This window comes from Pseudothermotoga sp. (genome assembly GCF_031962025.1).
Lineage (GTDB): Bacteria > Thermotogota > Thermotogae > Thermotogales > DSM-5069 > Pseudothermotoga_B.
The window spans coordinates 1-18,367 of record NZ_JAVRKW010000001.1 but is presented as its reverse complement, the minus strand read 5'-3'; the positions used below and the strand labels follow the sequence as shown (position 1 = coordinate 18,367).

Annotated in this window: 20 protein-coding genes; 5 read left to right on the top strand and 15 right to left on the bottom strand. The window is 41.9% G+C overall.

All coding sequences use genetic code 11. The features are described from left to right. Positions 1–14: 14 nt before the first annotated feature. The 11 genes from rplW to uvrC all read right to left on the bottom strand — a co-directional run bounded on the left by rplW (position 15) and on the right by uvrC (position 9,849). Positions 15–317, bottom strand: coding sequence for a 50S ribosomal protein L23 (gene rplW / locus AC4E92_RS00100; protein ID WP_490238549.1), 303 nt, complete (start codon positions 315–317; stop codon positions 15–17). After that, complete coding sequence (gene rplD / locus AC4E92_RS00095; RefSeq protein ID WP_490238548.1) at positions 314–994, bottom strand: 50S ribosomal protein L4; 681 nt, start codon at positions 992–994, stop codon at positions 314–316. Before rplD ends, rplW begins: the two co-directional genes overlap by 4 nt. Positions 995–1,014: 20 nt before the next feature. Further along, positions 1,015–1,647 carry a 50S ribosomal protein L3 gene (gene rplC, locus AC4E92_RS00090; protein ID WP_490238547.1) on the bottom strand — a complete coding sequence of 211 codons (633 nt, stop codon included), beginning with the start codon at positions 1,645–1,647 and terminating at the stop codon, positions 1,015–1,017. A 19-nt stretch (positions 1,648–1,666) separates the two neighbouring features. Then, the gene (gene rpsJ / locus AC4E92_RS00085) at positions 1,667–1,975 is read right to left on the bottom strand and encodes a 30S ribosomal protein S10 (RefSeq protein WP_041083329.1); all 309 of its coding nucleotides are present in this window, start codon (positions 1,973–1,975) and stop codon (positions 1,667–1,669) included. A 60-nt stretch (positions 1,976–2,035) separates the two neighbouring features. Beyond that, positions 2,036–3,235 carry an elongation factor Tu gene (tuf, locus tag AC4E92_RS00080; protein ID WP_490238546.1) on the bottom strand — a complete coding sequence of 400 codons (1,200 nt, stop codon included), beginning with the start codon at positions 3,233–3,235 and terminating at the stop codon, positions 2,036–2,038. Positions 3,236–3,255: 20 nt separating this feature from the next. Next, a complete protein-coding gene (fusA, locus tag AC4E92_RS00075) occupies positions 3,256–5,340 on the bottom strand; it encodes an elongation factor G (protein ID WP_490238545.1) in 2,085 nt (694 codons plus the stop codon). 11 nt (positions 5,341–5,351) lie between these two features. Continuing rightward, positions 5,352–5,819, bottom strand: a complete 468-nt coding sequence (rpsG, locus tag AC4E92_RS00070) for a 30S ribosomal protein S7 (RefSeq protein ID WP_490238544.1) — start codon at positions 5,817–5,819, stop codon at positions 5,352–5,354. An 18-nt stretch (positions 5,820–5,837) separates the two neighbouring features. After that, entirely contained in the window at positions 5,838–6,212 is a 375-nt protein-coding gene (rpsL, locus tag AC4E92_RS00065) for a 30S ribosomal protein S12 (RefSeq protein ID WP_041083332.1), read from the bottom strand. Positions 6,213–6,436: 224 nt separating this feature from the next. Beyond that, positions 6,437–7,726, bottom strand: a complete 1,290-nt coding sequence (locus AC4E92_RS00060; protein ID WP_490238543.1) for a nucleotidyltransferase — start codon at positions 7,724–7,726, stop codon at positions 6,437–6,439. Further along, the gene (locus tag AC4E92_RS00055) at positions 7,723–8,175 is read right to left on the bottom strand and encodes a hypothetical protein (RefSeq protein ID WP_490238542.1); all 453 of its coding nucleotides are present in this window, start codon (positions 8,173–8,175) and stop codon (positions 7,723–7,725) included. Before AC4E92_RS00055 ends, AC4E92_RS00060 begins: the two co-directional genes overlap by 4 nt. 9 nt (positions 8,176–8,184) lie before the next feature. Continuing rightward, positions 8,185–9,849 (bottom strand): excinuclease ABC subunit UvrC, encoded by a 1,665-nt coding sequence (uvrC, locus tag AC4E92_RS00050; protein WP_490238873.1) that lies wholly within the window; start codon positions 9,847–9,849, stop codon positions 8,185–8,187. A gap of 213 nt (positions 9,850–10,062) precedes the next feature. Here uvrC and AC4E92_RS00045 point away from each other — a divergent pair, with 213 nt between their 5' ends. The 3 genes from AC4E92_RS00045 to AC4E92_RS00035 are packed head-to-tail and all read left to right on the top strand — an operon-like array spanning position 10,063 to position 12,729. After that, the gene (locus AC4E92_RS00045; RefSeq protein WP_490238541.1) at positions 10,063–10,494 is read left to right on the top strand and encodes a FeoA domain-containing protein; all 432 of its coding nucleotides are present in this window, start codon (positions 10,063–10,065) and stop codon (positions 10,492–10,494) included. 1 nt (position 10,495) lies between these two features. After that, complete coding sequence (gene feoB, locus AC4E92_RS00040; protein ID WP_490238540.1) at positions 10,496–12,412, top strand: ferrous iron transport protein B; 1,917 nt, start codon at positions 10,496–10,498, stop codon at positions 12,410–12,412. Further along, entirely contained in the window at positions 12,409–12,729 is a 321-nt protein-coding gene (locus tag AC4E92_RS00035; protein ID WP_490238539.1) for a hypothetical protein, read from the top strand. The genes feoB and AC4E92_RS00035 overlap by 4 nt, the downstream gene beginning before the upstream one ends. Here AC4E92_RS00035 and AC4E92_RS00030 read toward each other — a convergent pair. From AC4E92_RS00030 to AC4E92_RS00020, 3 genes are read right to left on the bottom strand one after another with little or no spacing between them, the layout of a single operon-like run. Then, positions 12,722–13,924 (bottom strand): inorganic phosphate transporter, encoded by a 1,203-nt coding sequence (locus tag AC4E92_RS00030; RefSeq protein WP_490238538.1) that lies wholly within the window; start codon positions 13,922–13,924, stop codon positions 12,722–12,724. The genes AC4E92_RS00035 and AC4E92_RS00030 overlap by 8 nt on opposite strands. 11 nt (positions 13,925–13,935) lie before the next feature. Then, complete coding sequence (locus AC4E92_RS00025; RefSeq protein WP_490238537.1) at positions 13,936–14,613, bottom strand: DUF47 domain-containing protein; 678 nt, start codon at positions 14,611–14,613, stop codon at positions 13,936–13,938. Between the two features lie 14 nt (positions 14,614–14,627). Then, positions 14,628–15,788: a DUF401 family protein gene (locus tag AC4E92_RS00020; protein WP_490238536.1), complete on the bottom strand. Its 1,161-nt coding sequence runs from the start codon at positions 15,786–15,788 to the stop codon at positions 14,628–14,630. Between the two features lie 61 nt (positions 15,789–15,849). Between AC4E92_RS00020 and AC4E92_RS00015 the strand changes: the two genes are divergently transcribed. Both AC4E92_RS00015 and AC4E92_RS00010 read left to right on the top strand, forming a co-directional pair. Then, positions 15,850–16,962, top strand: coding sequence for an alanyl-tRNA editing protein (locus AC4E92_RS00015; protein ID WP_490238535.1), 1,113 nt, complete (start codon positions 15,850–15,852; stop codon positions 16,960–16,962). Next, positions 16,963–17,982, top strand: a complete 1,020-nt coding sequence (locus AC4E92_RS00010) for a D-cysteine desulfhydrase family protein (RefSeq protein ID WP_490238534.1) — start codon at positions 16,963–16,965, stop codon at positions 17,980–17,982. 14 nt (positions 17,983–17,996) lie between these two features. Here AC4E92_RS00010 and AC4E92_RS00005 read toward each other — a convergent pair. After that, on the bottom strand, positions 17,997–18,367 hold a 371-nt coding region (locus AC4E92_RS00005; protein WP_490238533.1), incomplete at its 5' end, for a hypothetical protein.

The window sequence follows — 18,367 nt, the reverse complement described above, 5'->3', positions numbered from 1 at the left end:
ATCTTTCACCTCTTTCACTGCTGGCCTTCGAGTTCTTTGATTGCATAGCCTTCTTTTAAAGTAACGACGGCTTTCTTCCAGCTTCTTGTTTTACCCTCGAATCTGCCTCTTCTCTTGGGTTTGGGTTTAACAACAGAGATATTCACTTTGTTTACCTTAACTTTGAACAATGTTTCAACGGCATTTTTAACAAGAGTTTTGTTCGCCAAAGGGTTGACCTCGAAGGCATATTTCCTATTTTCCTTAGCAAGCGTTGTTTTTTCGGTTAAAATGGGTCTTGTCAATATATCGTAAGGTGTGAGTTTTTGCTGGTTCATCCCAGCACCTCCTCGATTTTCGCAACGGTGTCACGAGTCAAAACTATTTTTTCGTGGTTAATTATGTCATAGACATTCAATCCGTCTATTCTTACGGCGTTCTCGTCTTCACGCGTCGCTCCAGGATTATCAGCAATGATTGCCTTCAAACCAGATATGTTGCGGCAGGATAACCTTACATACTCATACTCGGGTCTCTTCCAGGGTAATACAAATAACACTTTACTGTCTTTCAATTGCAGATTCTCAAGAAGCTGCCTCATATTTTTGGCTTTCGGCGTATCGAATTTTATATCGTCCAGCACTATGAGATTACCTTCTCTGAATCTTTGGGATAGAGCAGATTTGAGTGCGAGCTTGCGCATCTTTTTCGGCAAGCGTTTTGCCCAGCTTCTGGGCTGTGGTCCATGAGCAACACCACCGTGTCTCCAGATAGGTGATCTTATCGATCCATGTCTTGCGCGTCCTGTGTGTTTTTGTGGCCATGGCTTTCTGCCTCCACCACTCACTTCCGCGCGAGTTTTTGTCGAGGCAGTTCCCGCTCTTCTACAAGAAAGCTGGTAATCAACATACCTCCACATGACATCGAGGTTGGGTTCAATGTTGAAAACCTCATCTTTCAATTCCTGAGTTCCAATCTTCTGACCCTTCATGTTGTAAAGGTCTACAAGAGCCATTTTCTATTCCTCCTTGTGGTTCATTTTCGGGTTTTCCTGGGACTTCTGATGAGTACCAGGCTCCCCCTCGCTCCTGGGACTGAACCTTTGAGCGCTATCAGGTTATTTTCAACATCCAGTTTGATGACTTCGAGGTTGTGTATGGTAACACGCTCATTACCGTATCTTCCTGGCATTTTCTTACCTTTGAAAATTTTCGCTGGTTCTGTGTGCTGACCCAAGGAACCAAGTTCCCTGTGAAATTTTGAACCGTGTGCACGTGGACCGCCTGAGAATCCCCAGCGCTTTATTGCACCAGAGAATCCTCTACCCTTTGTCCAGCCTATCACATCTACTTTCTCGCCAACCTGAAACACATCTACTTTTATCTGCTGACCGATTTCATACGACGATAGTTCCTTTTCATCTTCTATTCTCATTTCCCTGAGAAACCTGAGAGGTTTAACCTGTGCTTTTTTGAAATGTCCCTGGAGTGGTTTATTCAATTTCTTGGCATCGCAAAAGCCAAGCTGGACTGCACAGTACCCATCAACCTGTGGCGTTTTTTTCTGAACAACATAACACGGTCCTGCCTGAATAACCGTAACAGGCACGACTGCGTCCTGTTTAAATAACCGGGTCATTCCCAGTTTTTTTCCAAGCAACATTTTCATCGCAATGCACCTCCGACGATTAGAGTTTGATCTCCACGTCGACCCCTGCTGGGAGGTTTATCTTCATCAAGGCGTCGATTGTTTTCGGAGATGGTTCAATTATATCTATCAATCTCTTGTGAACTCTTTTTTCAAACTGTTCTCTTGAGTCCTTGTGTTTGTGTGGTGATCTCAAGACCACGTACAAAGATCTCTCCGTTGGCAATGGTATCGGACCTGAAATTTTGGCGTTGGTAGACTTTGCAACTTCAACTATCTTCTTTGCTGATTCGTCAAGAACTTCGTGGTCGTAAGCTTTAAGTTTTATTCTGATTTTCTGTCCAGGCATAAATTTCGTTCCCTCCTTCTTAGCAGAAAACGGAAGGGGAGCAGTGCTCCCCAACCAAGGTTACTCTATGATCTCGGCTACAACACCTGCTCCAACTGTCTTTCCACCTTCTCTTATAGCAAAACGCATACCTTTTTCAATTGCGATCGGGTATATGAGCTTTATCGTGAGTATGGCGTTATCTCCGGGCATAACCATTTCTGCGTTGTTACCAAGTTCGACGATCTCACCAGTAACATCGGCAGTTCGAATGAAAAATTGTGGTCTGTAACCTTTCATAAATGGTGTATGTCTTCCGCCTTCTTCTTTTTTCAAGACGTAAACATTGGCTTTGAATGTAGTGTGTGGCGTAATAGAGCCTGGTGCTGCAAGAACCTGACCGCGCTCGACTTCATCTTTGTCAATACCTCTCAATAGACAACCAACATTGTCACCTGCTATACCCTCATCGAGTTCCTTTCTGAACATTTCAACACTTGTGACAACTGTTTTCTTGATCTCGTAGCTCAACCCAACGATTTCAACTTCGTCACCTGGTCTAATTCTTCCGCGCTCGATTCTTCCCGTTGCCACAGTTCCTCTTCCAGTGATGGAAAAGATATCCTCGACAGCCATGAGGAAGGGTTTGTCAACCTCACGAGTTGGCTCTGGTATATAGTTATCAAGCGCATCGAGTAATTCCTGAATAGGTTTGTAAGCTGGATCGTTCGGATCTTTTGCTTCCATGGCAAGCAAAGCAGAACCTCTTATTACAGGAACCTCGTCACCTGGAAATTCGTATTTTGTCAGAAGATCTCTGACTTCCATTTCAACAAGGTCAACGAGTTCTTTATCGTCAACCGCATCAACTTTGTTCAGGAAAACAACCATCGCTGGAACATTAACCTGTCTTGCAAGCAGGACGTGCTCACGCGTCTGGGGCATTGGTCCATCTGTTGCCGCAACAACGAGAATAGCTCCATCCATTTGAGCTGCACCTGTGATCATGTTTTTTATGTAGTCTGCATGTCCTGGACAGTCAATGTGTGCATAGTGCCTTTTCTCTGTTTGATATTCCACGTGTGTGATGTTGATCGTGATACCTCTGGCTTTTTCTTCAGGAGCCTTATCAATTTGATCGTATGGAACATACGAAGCAAGGTTTTTGAAAGAAAGGTACTTTGTTATTGCCGCTGTCAGCGTGGTTTTACCGTGGTCTATGTGCCCAATTGTACCGACGTTGACATGTGGCTTTGTCCTCACAAACTTTTCCTTAGCCATTCATTCTCCCTCCTTCACACCTAAACCGCTTTTAGCACTTTTTCGATGACTCTATCTGGTACCTCTTTGTAATGAGAAAATTGCGCTATATGGTTTGCTCTACCTTGACTCAAAGACCTCAGCGTCGTTGCATAACCAAAAAGCTCAGAAAGTGGTACAAAAGCCCTCAATACTCTGAGATTTGCACGGCTTTCAAGCGACTCAACCTGAGCCCTGCGTGCGTTTAAATCGGCTATTATTCCACCGACATATTCCTCGGGTGTAATAATCTCTAATCTCATGATGGGCTCTAATAAAACTGGCTGGCAGGCTTTAATCGCATTTTTAAACGCAAGACTTGCGGCTATTTTGAAGGCTATTTCCGATGAATCAACTTCATGGTATGAGCCATCGAGCAATATCGCCCTGATACCAATCATGGGATATCCTGCCAGAACACCCATCTCCATAGATTCCTTGATGCCCTCTTCGATTGCAGGGATATATTCCTTTGGTATTACACCTCCAACTGTTTTGTTTATAAACTCAAAGTGCTTCTCACCATCTAAGGGCAATGGCTCAAATCTCATTATAACATGACCATATTGACCTCTTCCACCGGTCTGTCGGATGTACTTGCCTTCTGCTTCTGCCGACTGCCTTATGGTTTCTCGATATGCCACCTGTGGTCTGCCTATCCTGACATTCACGCCAAATTCTCTTTTAAGGCGGTCTGTAATGATCTCAAGGTGAAGTTCTCCCATTCCAGACAGTACAACCTGACCGGTTTCTTTGTCAACGGTTACCCTCAAAGTTGGATCTTCCTCAGATAGAGCATTAACGGCTTTTACCATTTTTTCTTCATCGTCATGAGTAACTGGTTCTATTGCAATTGAAATGACCGGGTCTGGAAAATCTATTTTTTCAAGCAAGATTGGATTCTCCGGTGAGCAGAGTGTATCACCAGTCGTCGTATTTCTCAAACCTATCAGAGCTACTATATCACCGGCTCTTGCATAATCAACATCTTCTCTTTTATCGGCGTGCATGAACATGAGGCGAGCCACACGTTCACGTATCTTTTTTGTGGAATTATAGATATAGGTACCTTTTTCCAATTTGCCGGAATAAACTCTTACATATGTGAGTTTACCAACGTAAGGATCAGTTTGTATCTTGAAAGCAAGTGCTGCAAAGTCTCCCTCAATTGAAGGGAAAATCTCGACCTGTTCATCGTTTAAATTCAATCCCTTGACAGGCGGTATATCCAGGGGTGATGGTAAATAATCAACAATGGCGTCTAACAAAGGTTGTACTCCCTTGTTTCTCGCCGATGCTCCGCAAAGAACCGGGACCAGTTTATTGGTTATGGTCGCCTTTCTGAGGGCACTTTTGATTTTCTCAACGGGTATTTCTTTTTCTTCTAAGTAAAGTTCCATGAGTTCTTCGTCTTCATCGGCAAGCAGTGATATCATTTCTTCACGCATTTCTTCGGCTAAATCAAGCAAATCTTCTGGAATCTCAGATTTTACGAATTCACTACCATCTTCGCTAACCCATGTTATTGCTTTCATTTCCACTAAGTCCACTACACCGATGAAGTCTTTTTCAACACCAATAGGAATTTGAATAACAACCGGTCTTGCATGAAGTCTATCAACCATGGTTTTTACTGCCATGAAAAAATCAGCACCAGTTTTGTCCATCTTGTTCATAAAGGCAATTCTTGGGACACCGTACTTCTGAGCTTGCCTCCAGACTGTTTCTGTCTGCGGTTCAACACCAGCCGTTGCATCGAAAATTGCCACCGCACCATCCAGCACTCTTAGAGCCCTTTCAACCTCTATTGTAAAATCCACATGGCCGGGCGTATCTATTATATTAATACGATGTTCCTTCCAAAAACACGTAGTAGCTGCGGCTGTTATGGTTATGCCTCGCTCTTTTTCCTGCTCCATCCAGTCCATAGTTGCTGTGCCTTCATCAACACTTCCGAGCACATGTTTACGACCGGTATAGTACAGTATACGCTCAGTTGTTGTCGTCTTACCGGCGTCTATGTGAGCCATTATTCCGATGTTGCGTAACTTATCAAGTGGAACGTAAAGCGCTTCAACCTCCATCATGATCTTACCTTTCACCACTTTAGATGGGCAAATGCCCTGTTCGCCTCCGCCATCTTGTGGACATCTTCTTTTTTCTTTACCGCTGCACCGGTGCCTTGATAAGAAGCAAGGATTTCCTCACCAAGTTTTATGGACATGGGTTTGCCTTTTTTGGAACGCGCGGCTGTTACAATCCACCTCAGAGCCAGCGAAGTTTTTCTCGGTTCCTGAACTTCGACTGGAACCTGATATGTGGCTCCTCCAACACGTCTTGGTCTGACTTCCAAAACGGGTCTTACATTGTCCACGGCTTTCTGGAAAACTTCCAATGGATCCTTACCAGATTTTTCTTTCACATATTCAAGAGCCTGGTAGACAACCTTCTGTGCCACTGACTTTTTACCATCCCACATGACTTTATTTATCAACTTTGCCACCAATACATCCTGATAAACAGGGTCTGGGGATATCTCTCTTACCTCTGCTCTTCTTCTTCTCATATAACCATCCTCCTAAAACTACTTTTTGGATCTTTTTGCTCCGTATTTGCTGCGAGATTGTTTTCTGTTTTCTACACCGGCAGTGTCAAGAGTACCGCGTATAATCTTGTATCTTATACCTGGCAGGTCCTTGACCCTTCCGCCCCTGACGAGCACAACGGAATGTTCCTGCAAATTGTGCCCTATACCTGGTATGTACGCTGTGACTTCGGTACCATTTGACAATCTAACCCTTGCAATTTTTCTCAAAGCAGAGTTTGGCTTTTTTGGTGTCATGGTTGTCACACGAATACACACACCGCGTTTCTGTGGATTGCCTTCCAGAGCAGGCGCCTTAGACTTTTCAATTTTCTGCCCTCTTCCAAGTCTGATCAATTGATTTATGGTCGGCATCTGTATCCTCCCTTCAGCACCATACCAAATGCCGATTGTATTACACAAACAGTATTTTGTCAACCTGCAATTAAAAAAACTCGACAAGATTCATTATACTACCAGTTTTAACTATTCTCGCAACAATGAATTGAAATTATCATTTCGATTTTCAAAATAGATAAGTTGCGTCAACATCAAAATGTGCTTTCGCCTTATGATATCTTTTTGAACTCAGAGTGTTTTTAGTTTACTATCACTGGTGGTATATGAAAATCTCTATCGGCTGATCTTTCGGATTTATTCACAAACAAAAGAGAATGCACAGATGTGGATTGAACATCCAGAAGTAGTTGTTTTTCAAACAGTTCCGGATCCACAGAAAACCTGCCGGTTTTGTCTTTCAAAACCTTCTGGAGCACTTTTCTGTAAAGAGAACACACCGATAAGACTGGAATCGTCGATTTTCTTTTGATCACGGACAGAAGTTGTCTCCCTTTACTGTTAAAACCAAGTATTCTCAGATACTGCGGACCAGATTCATTGCATCTTGACAAAAATTCCTGGGAAATATTAAACAGACTGTACAGCAAGAGCCTTCTGATCTTACTCATTGTAAATCGCTTGGCTTTCACGCAACTGAGAAATTGTTCAAGTTCACCAAACTTTGAAGCACATTCTATGAATCTTAAATCTATACCTTCACTGAATCCATAGAGTTTTTGCAGATCTTCACGTCGCATGAGTCTTATCCTTGCAAGCAATATCTGTTCAAGCTGTTGCAAAGTTACAGGTCCTCTGCCTTCGTTCAATTCCCTTGAAATTATCTTTAGACTTGTCTCTGGAACAGCTTGAGTCACTTTGTCCCACTGACCGTCTATTATCATCTTTCTTATGGCTGTTGCACTTGAGAACTTGCCTCTGAAATCTATGTCTTTATCCTCTGCGCCAATTCTCTTTACCACATGCACCTTCATGTCACTTTTTAGTTCTTTCAACGATCTTATGTATTCAACACCCAAGATGTCATTGGATTTTTCTATCTTCAGAACTTCCTTAGGATCCATTTCTTTTGTCAGATCAAAATATCTGAGTAGGGCGTATTTTCTTGCATTTGGAAAAGAATGACCTTTTTTCAACTCTTCTTTCATCAGTTGTGGAAATGGCTCTGGTTGATCGATCATCACTGTGGCAATTTTTGTCAAAAAATCGATATTAGCTGATTCACTACCAAAAACGATATCTGTCACAACTCCGGTTTTTTCCAGTAACCAGATCGCTCCTTTTGCAAACCCTCCAGCATCCTGAACAGCGTACACAAAGGGCAATTCGAAAACAACATCTACACCATTCAAAAGTGCAATCTGTGCTCTTGAGAATTTATCTATGATCGCAGGCTCTCCCCTCTGGCAGAAACTTCCGCTCATAACGGCTATGGTGTAGTCCGGTTTGACAATTTCTTTTGCACAATTCAAGTGATAGAGATGTCCATTATGAAAAGGATTGTATTCCACAATTATTCCGAGTACTTTCAACGGGATAATCTCTCCTCCCTGATGATGCTGAGGCATAAAACAAAATTCAAAAGCGTAAAAATGAGAAATCCTGCTGATAAATACTGCATTGGTTTTATATCCCCTGTTTTGCCCAGTAATTCTACTCCCATCCATGCAAAGCCATGAACAACCATTCTAAAAATCTGAGTAGACAGTGAAAAGCCATTCGATATAAGGGCAAAAGACAAAAACACGATGTGATTATCATCATTCGCTTTAGCAAGGCTGTAAAAACTGATACAGATTCCAGAGCAAATTGTGAGTAGTGAAATGAAGAAAAACCACTTTGAGCTTTGAAAGTTCAAATTGAACGCATCTCTGAAAACCGGGGAAATGTAAACAGATAGACCGTATGCCAAAATCATCAACAAACCTATTGCCGTGCAAAAAACTCCAAGTAAAAGTATTAAATAGAGCCCTGCTCTCATATTACCACCTCATATTTTTGACAAAATCACACTTGCAAGTTTTTTACTGCCGACGATTTTAGATATTTTCTCAATACTGGATGATTTTAACTCGTCTATGCTTTTGAATGCCTCGATGAGCTTTTTCTTTCTCTTTGGACCCAGACCGGGAATTTCATCCAGAACCGAAAGAATCGATTCTTTTGTCCTGAGCTTCCTGTGAAAAGTATTTGCAAATCTGTGCGCTTCATCTCTTATAGAAACCAGTACCCTCAGGATAGGACTGTCCAATTTTAGAAAGAGTTCACCCTGTTCGGTACAAACCGTTTCGTGTTCTTTGGCGATACCTATCACATCGCAGTCCTTTCCGATTTCCTCGAGCGCTTTTTTAACAGCTCTGACCTGTCCTACACCTCCATCTACCAGTATGAGGTCTGGCAATGGATGTTTTAGATACCTTCTTTTAACCAATTTTTTCATTGTATCAAAATCATCGATCTTTTTATCCTGAAATCTGTAATGCCTGTAACCCTGCTTGAAAGGAAAGCCGTTGACAAAAACCACAACAGATGCGACTGTGAATCTACCCTGTAAGTGTGCGACGTCAAAGCCTTCTATTCTCTGTGGATACTTTGAAAGAGAAAGAAGATTTTTTAAAGCGTTCAAAGCGTCTTTTCTCAGACCTTTTATACTCAGTTCATTTTTTGCATTTTCCACAGCTTTATTCAACAGATCTTTTTCGACATCGTCCCTTGGCTTGCCGAAATATCCTGATATGCCAAGATCGACGGTTTTCTCTAAAATAACTGCCTGCGGTATCTCATTTTTATAAACCATGTAGTAATTAAAAACAAAATCCTCAACATTTGTTGAATCCATTTCGTAAACGAGTTTTGCAAGAAGATGACCACCACGGATTCTGAGAAGTACATAGATGTTCTTTGCCCTTCCCACAACATCTACGTTTCTAAATTGCTCAAGCACAACACCCTGCTTGCCCATGACTTTCTCGAACTTGAAAAGAAGGTCTCTATACTTAGCGGCATTCTCAAAATCCATCATCTGCGCATGTTTCTTCATTTTGGTTTCAATCAAATCAAGTGTCGGTGAAATATCCCCAGAAAGAAATTTCTTGATTGGTTCTATACATTTTTCTCTGTATTCAGCCTCACTGATCTGATGATTGCACGGTCCTTCACACCTGTGCATGTAAAAATCCATACATGGCTTGGTGATTTTCTTTAAATCTCTCTGGCATGTCCTAAAATGATAAACCTGCTGAAGAAAATCAACAAGATCTCTGACGAATTTCACGTCGGTGTACGGTCCAAAATATAAGCCTTCCTGAGTTCTTCTTCTCACTATTCTGACTGTTGGATATGTTTCCTGTGTTATTTCTATGTACGGATAAAATTCCGTATCTTTGAGCATGACATTGTACTTTGGCTTGTGCTGAAAGATCAAGTTTGCTTCGAGTAAAAGTGCTTCCTTCTCATTGGAGACAACTATGAAATCAAGGTTTGATGATTCACGAATAATATTCACAACCTTTTTATTCTGTTTATGCGTGGATTGCCTAAAGTAGGAAAGCAATCTGTTACGAAGTCTCACGGCTTTTCCAATGTACAGGTACTCACCTTCACTGTTATAGAAAATATATACCCCTGGTTTGTTGGGGGCTAATTTCGCTTTCATCAGTAACTCTGAAAAACCGCACAAATGATTGTTGACCTCCTTAAAACATCGAATCAGTTCAATCATATTATGCCATTTGATCTTAAAGGTACTTCATCCTGTTTCATAGATTTTTATATTTTCAAATAATCACACTTTTAACGTTCATATCACTTGAATTTTTGCAATCAGGTTGGTATTATTGAGAATGAATCTCAATAAGGAGGTGAGCCTGTGTCTTTGTTGGAAGTCCCGGTTGGGTTTTCAGCGAAAGTCAAATCAATCCCCAGTTCCCCTGTTGGTTCACGCCTCATATCCCTGGGTTTCATCCCAGACACCTATGTGAAAGTGGTGAGAAGTGCTCCTCTTGGAGATCCAAGAGTATATCTTGTCATGGATAAACTCATCACATTGCGCAATGACGACGCAGCACAGATAGAAGTCATTATGGATAACGATCTTTTAATGCTTTCATCGGCACCGAAAGGTATCTACACAGTCGTTGAATTATTTGGTGGGGTTGGATTTCAGCAGAAGATGCACAGAATGGGTGTGCAGAAAGGAAAAAACCTTCGTGTCTTGGGACCAATGACAATTGAAACAAAAAGTGGAGTTCTTAAGCTTGGATTTGGGATGGCAAATCGTGTCCTGTTGAGGAGGGTATGACGTGGCTCTTCGTGTAGCACTGTGCGGAAATCCAAATGTAGGTAAAACCAGTCTTTTCAACGCACTCACGGGTATGAGGCAGTATGTCGCAAACTGGGCAGGTGTCACTGTCGAGATAAAGGAAGGTATCAGAAACTGGCGGGGGGTGAAAATAGATTTTGTAGACCTTCCAGGAACTTACAGTCTATCATCTTTCAGTGCGGATGAAAAGATCGCCAGAGATTATCTTTTGTACAGCACGCCGGATATTTTGATCATCATTGTGGATGCTCTGTCTATGAAGCAGGGACTTTATCTATTTCTTGAAGCTGCGGAACTTGACACAAAAATAATTCTGGCAGTAAATGCAATAGACGAAGCTCGAAAACAGGGATTTCATATTGATAAACAGGAACTGGCAAAGCATACGGGCGTTCCAGTTGTACTCACCAGCGCAGTGACAGGAGAGGGAATCGAGGAGTTACTGGATACGATTTTGAAAACTTCTTCGTCTGAGAAAAAGAACCTTCAATTTGTCTTTGATGAGCAAACAGAAGAGATGGTAAAAACTGTGGAGTCAGATCTGATGAAAAACCCATCTTTGAGAAATTTCCCCATCCGATGGCTTGCAACAAAGTACCTTGAAGGTGATCCACAGACTGTGGATCTGGTTGGTCAGATCGGGGTCAAACCAGGCATACTCAGAGAAAAAATAGCACAGGAAAGATACAAGCACATCGATTTGATGATGAAAGAAGTGCTCAAAACATCCGGTGCGAATCTGACGATGAGCGAGGCTCTGGATCATGTTTTCACGCATAAGTACATTGGGATACCCATATTTCTCGCATTGATGTACATGACTTTCACCTTCGCTTTCCAGACAATTCAACCACTATCAGATCTCATTGAGCTATTTTTCTCAACTCTGGCAGATTCCGTCAGAGCCTTACTTGGCAGTGGGATGGTCTCTTCATTGATAGCAGACGGTATCATTTCTGGTGTGGGATCGGTACTGGTTTTTGTACCAAATATTTTTGCGCTTTTTCTGGTACTTGGAATTATGGAAGAATCTGGATATCTTCCAAGAGCTGCTTTTGTGGTAGACAGAATCATGTACAAGCTCAAACTATCTGGAAGATCTTTCATGTCGTTTTTGCTCGGTTTTGGGTGTACTGTTCCTGCGGTCATGTCGACCAGAGGCATTTCAGATCCGCGTGAGAGAACAATTACGGTCCTATCAGTTCCATTCATCTCGTGCAGTGCAAGACTGCCGGTTTATCTAATGATCGCAAGTGCTTTTTTTGAAAAACAAAAAGGCATGATCGTCTTCTCTGTGTATTTGTTGAGCATAATCATAGCTCTTGCGAGTGCTGTTTTTTTGAACAGGATTCTTTTTAAAGGAGAGCCAGGTTTCCTGGTGCTGGAGCTTCCAAGGTACCGAATGCCGAAGGTAAAAAACCTTTTGCTCTATGTCTGGTATAGAGGCAAACATTTCTTGACAAAAGCCGGCACGATAATCTTTGTGGCTTCGGTTGTCTTATGGATTTTGTCTTACTTTCCATCCAGTGGTGATCCGGCAAGGTCTTTTGCATCATACATGGGAAAAGCCGTATCCACCGTTTTAAAACCACTGGGGTTTGATTGGAGGTTGAGTACAGCTCTGATCTTTGGAGCAGCAGCAAAGGAAGTCATAGTTTCCACACTCAGTATGTTTTTTGGGTTTTCAGATGGAAATTCTCTTGCCAGCTTTTATGACCCTGTTACCGCTTTGTCTTTTCTTGTCTTTGTAATGTCATATATACCGTGTTTTGCTACACTCGGCTCCATATCATCTGAAATAGGCAAAAGGTATTTGCTTGTCTCTGTAATTTACAGTTTAGCCGTTGCCTATCTTTTAGCTTATATAGTAAGGATTTTAGGAGGATTGATGATATGAAAAGGTTTCTTTTGATTGTTCAGACAATAGCTGGCTTTTTGTGTTTTTCACTTTTTCTAAAGATCGACTGGATGTTCTCCCTTTGCATACTAATTTTCAGTTTGATTTACCTTTTTGGGATAGTCGATCTGAATAAAAACCCCCAGAGAATGGATGCTCATCTAATGGTGGGAGGGGCGATGTTTTTTATTGCAATGTGTTTCATGATACTCAACGATCTTCCTAATATTAGATTTTCATTTGCACATTTATTGATGTTTGTGATGGGTTTTTCTGGGTTTTTTCAGACTCTGGTTTTCAAATCCAGATTCAAATAATGTTTGTGAACAATTTAAACAACAGTGCCGATAACCCGGCGGCAAGTGGAACAGTCATAAGCCATGAAAAAACTATGTTTTTCAGCACTCCCACGTTAACCACTTCAACACCACGTGCCATGCCAACTCCCACGACTGATCCCATGACTATGTGCGTTGTTGAAACAGGCAGCCCAAACACCGAGGAGATCAGGACAGTAGAAGCAGTGGAAAAATCTATACAAAACCCCCTGGTATTGTTCAGCTCAGTTATGTCTCTGCCTATCGTTTTCATCACCCTGTACCCGAGCAACAAAACTCCCAGCGAGATACCAAATCCACCCATCATCAGTATCCAGATTGGGACTTGTACTTTTGGAGAGATCGCACCGGTCTTTATGACCCAGTATATCACGGCAATAGGACCCACGGCGTTTGCAACGTCGTTTGCACCGTGTGAAAAGCTCACATAACAGCTTGTCATGATTTGAAGACGTTTGAATACACCTTCTACCATCTCATAGTCCCTCGTTTTCACTCTGTAGTATTTTTTCAAAGCAAGATATCCCACCAACGCTGCAGCAATTGATACAACAGTTCCAAGAAAAACGGAAGTCTTTTGGTCCATTTTCAATGTTTTTATGCAAAATAAATAAACAATGATGAAAAATGTGATCGCAACTATGACTGGTCCAGCTTTTTTCACAGCTTTTGCAGGTGAAGGTCTTCTGAGAATAAAGAAAGATACCATCTTGAAAATCGAATAAGCGAGTAGTCCACCTGCAAGCGGTGAAAGTATCCAGCTTGAAATTATGGAAATCATCACCTTCCAGTTCACTGCATTCCAGCCTGCTGCGGCTATTCCAAAACCAGCCATACCGCCGACAATGGAATGAGTAGTTGAAACTGGCATTCCCCAGACAGTCGCAGCTAAGATCCAGATTGAAGAGGAAAACAGTGCCGCAAATGCTCCTAAGACTAACAGATCCGGCTGTGTTACCGCATCTGGTTTCAGAATACCTTTGGTAATTGTCGAGGTGACATGAGATCCAAAAAGGACTGCACCGAGGAACTCCAAAAAAGAGGCTATTATAACAGCTTGCTTCGGACTGATCGCTTTTGCCCCGACCGCTGTAGCCATGGAGTTTGCAACGTCATTTGCACCTATTGCAAAAGCCATGGCAAAACCGCTTGCAACAGCAAGTAAAATTACCATATTCTACCTCCTCAACTGTGGGTTATCATGCGTATTCTTTCTGTCACGTTTTCAGCATGGTCTGCTATTCTTGTGAGTAATCTGATCAGTTTTTCAAGAAAGTACAGATCAACAGGATGTATGGTGTTCTTCATGGAATAAACTTTCCTGCCAAGTTCAAGAGATATCCTATCTGTTTGAGATTCATCTGTCTCTACTTTCGTTGCAAGTTTGTCTTCTTCAAAAGCCACTAACTGAGAAAAAGAAGATTCTACAAGCGTCAGCAGATCCGCAATAGCCATAACCATGATCCGCACCGAGTCAAAGCTGTTTTGTGCCAGTTCAAAAATCAGATCCATTACTTCTCTGTTGAGTGGTTTCTCCAATTTGTTCAAAGTCAAGGATTTTAGAAAATCATCTATGGCATCGATCACGGCATCTTCTTCATGGAGAATGGTCAGTACGTCCACTCTATCGAAATAGACAAATTTGAGTTTTGAGTAACTTTCTCTGATCAATATTTTCAATTCATCTGCCCTGTCTTCCAGTTTATCTACTTCAACGCACATCTGATCTATCGATAGATTGTCAAAGTAATTTTTCAGTGCCGGTACTATGAATTCAGCGGCTTTTTGAGTTACAAGCGCATGTTCGTGTAAAAGTTTCAATGGAGATTGCTTTGGAAACATCTTACCGATAAAGCGCGTCACACATATCCCTCCGATCACCAGGAATATAACAAAACCGCAGAGATTGCAACCACGATTATGGGCACAAGAACTTTTTTCAGCACGCTTAAAAAATCGACTTTGAAATACTGACAGGTCAGCACCAGGCACAGGTGAACAGGTGAAAGCAACACACCAATTACCGAAAAGACATAGACAATTATGGCTAGATTACCTGCTCCCATTCCCAGGATAATGGGCAAACACACCCCAAGTGCTCCACTTGTTAGACCAGTTGACATACCTATTATAAGGGGAAGAGTTATGGATATCACAAGAGTGCCAAAGCCAGCCTTTGAAAGTTCAACATTCATCATCTGACCAATTCCAAGGTCTATCATCGAGTGTTTGTAGAGAAAAACTATAAGCAGAATCGGTATGATATCCATTTTCTTAAAAGACTGAATCAGAGATTTTAAAATAAACCTGCTTCTAAAAGCGGCATAGAAAGAACTTGCTATCAACAGTGCCAGCCATCCATCGAGTTTGAAAACCAGTATCATGAACCCCGTAGAAAGAATCACTATCAGGGGCCACATTTTCTTTAAGTCTTCTTTTTGTATGCGTTTTACCTTTGGCACAGTGAATCCGTTTAAATATATCCATCCAATCAAAAAAGAAATCAAAAAGAGCGGAAACAATCTGAGTGAAATTTTTCCCAGCGGAACGTTGGTGAGACTGGACATGATATACATCGCAGGGTAAACTGGCCAGAAGAACTCAAGGCAATGACGAAACCAGTAGTTAAAAGCAGTCTTGTGCAAATTGTCCAGATCTGTGGCTATCTGGTCAACGATAGGAGCGGTGAACATCGCACCAGCCGGCATAGGCATGAGACCTGCTATCGCCGGCATCAGCACAGCCGCAGATTTTGTGTCCTGAAAAAGATTCTGGATAGATGTTGAAAAGAGATCTGCATCTTTTGAGATGCTCATGAGCTCTCCAAGAAAATATATCAAAAAAATACTCGGCAGCAGTGTTAAAAAAGAAGAATCGCTGACAGAAGCTACAAACAACTTCAAGAGGTTGAATATGACACGCGGGTTGATCATCGCAAAGACGGTAAAACCTGCTATCATAGAGATGATCAATTTCCTGGTCAATCTCTGAAAAATGACCACTGATGCAAGAGATACCAGAACTGAAAAGGTCGTCACGGGATGACCTCCTATATTTCGGATTTCGAATTTATTCTACAACCGAAGGAGGTTAAAAGGTGTGATCAAGATCAAAAAAATTTATGAAGAAAATGGTAAATTCCTTGCCGTGAGTGATCAAAGCCCGTTCTATCCAGACGGTAAGGGAGGTCAATTAGGTGATCGCGGAAAAATAGGGTCAGCCAATGTAATTGGAGTAAAGGAAACAGATGACAACCAGATAATCCATATACTGGACAAATTCATCGAGCCCGGTGAATACGATTACGCCATAGACGAATCAAGGCGGCTTGACATAGCAGTTCAGCACACAGCACAGCATATATTATCTGCGTCTTTTTTGAAAGCAGTTCAAGCACAAACCATGAGTTTTCACATGGGTGAGGAATTTTCCACGATAGATCTGGACATGCCTCAGATCACGCCCGAAGCCCTATGGGAAGTGGAACTGCTTGCGAATCAAACGGTGAGAAATTGCCTACAGGTTCAAATCATGGAACTTGAGAGAAATGAAGCCCAGACCATCAATCTTCGAAAATCACTGAGTGATAAAGTTGGACAAATTGTCAGAGTCGTCAAGATAGGTGATTTTGATGTGTCAGCCTGTGCCGGATTTCACGTCAAAAATACGGGTGAAATAGGTGTTGTAAAAGTGATTTTTTGGGAAAAAACCAAAAGCGCACTCACAAGAGTTTACTTTGTGGCAGGCGACAGAGCCCTGCGCGATTACAGTAAAAGAGTACTTGTGCTCAGACAACTGTCCAGGTTGCTCACAAGTTCTGTAGATGAGATGGTTGTCAGAGTAGAAGGTTTACTCAACAAGATAAAAGACCAGACATCCACAGTAAACCGCCTGGCTGAGGAAATGGCAAAGATCATCTCTGAACAATTACCCCAGCAGCAGATGGGAAAATACAGAGTAACGATTTATGAAGGTTTTGATGATGTTGCCAATGTTTTACCCAAATACTTTAAATCAGACTTGTTGATCTGTAAAACAGCGGAAGGCTATCAATTTGCTTCAAAAGACATAGACTGCTCAAAAATTATAAACTACCTGAAAGAAAGGCTTGGCAGTACTGGTGGCGGTGGTACAAAACGTGGGTCATTGAGAACTGACGCTGACTGGAAGGATCTGCTTTTGCTTGTTGAAAAAGCGATGGAGGTGTTATAAATGAAACTGACCTTGGCGAAACTTCCCACACCGATTGAATATCTATCAAAACTGAGCCATCAATACGAAAAAGAAATATTCATCAAAAGAGATGATATGACAGAACTCATATCGAGTGGTAACAAAATAAGAAAACTCGAGTTTTTGCTCGCCGATGCTTTAAGAAAAAAATGCAATGTCGTCTTCACCTGCGGAGGTATGCAATCAAATCACGCAAGAGCAACTGCTCATCTTTCAATCAAATTGGGGCTAAAGCCTGTTCTGTTTCTGAGACAGAATGATCCAATGAAAGCCCAAAAAGCTGTGAAAAATTCCCTTAAAGGTTTCGAGCCAGTCGATGCCTATGAACAGAATATCAACGGAAATCTGTTGATTGATAAACTCCTCGGTGCACAACTGGTTAGCGTGACGGCAGATCAGTATGAGAATATAGACCAGATATACGAACAGTACGAAAGAGATTTTCAGAAAAAAGGATTGAGAGTTTACAAAATACCAGAAGGTGGTTCAAACGCCATAGGAGCAATGGGGTATGTTCACGCCGCCGCGGAGATATCATCGCAGGTGAACCTGAACGAGTTCGATGCCATTTACTGCGCCGTTGGAAGCGGTGGTACTTATGCCGGATTGATCGCCGGTTTAAGGTACATGGGCTACAGAACAAGAGTCATAGGTATCAATGTGACAAAAACCGCTTCAGAGAGGTTTGTCGAAAAGATCTTGCAAATAATCAAAGAAATGAAGAGCTTTGGTGTAGATGTACATGTTGAAAAAGAAGAAATACAGATAATAGATGATTTCAGTGGACCAGCCTATGCCGTTCCATCAGAATCAGATCTGGACTGTATCAAACATGTTGCATCAAGCGAAGGAATCATCCTTGACCCAGTTTACACTGCCAAAGCTTTTCGAGGAATGCTGGAAAGTTCGAAAAAAGGGCAGAAGGTTCTATTCATCCACACCGGCGGTTTATTTGGATTGTTCGCACAGGCTCACAGATTTGCCAGTATACAGGATTGATGTGTTTTTGGAATCTACGTATGAATAACCGGTGTCTTTCTTGATTGAATAAAAGATTCAAGTCTGTACATATCAAGCTCGGCTAAAAGCACCGTATCGCCACCGGTGAAATTGTTTTTGACAATGTATCCATCAGATGAATTGGTGATTGGAATCGGTGCTGTAACGGAAGCTCGAGCTTTCAAATTCGATCCTAAAAATTTTCCAGACATCGCCGACCATAACCCATAAAAGCCTATCATCTGCGAATGAACCCACATGTAAAATCGATCATCCCATTCTCTGTAATCAGGTAACCCAAATGTCGGAGTTGAGATTATTCTCACACCGTTTTTCACAAGCTGTTCCATCTTTGGGCTGTTTACAAGTGACCTTTTCGGTACAA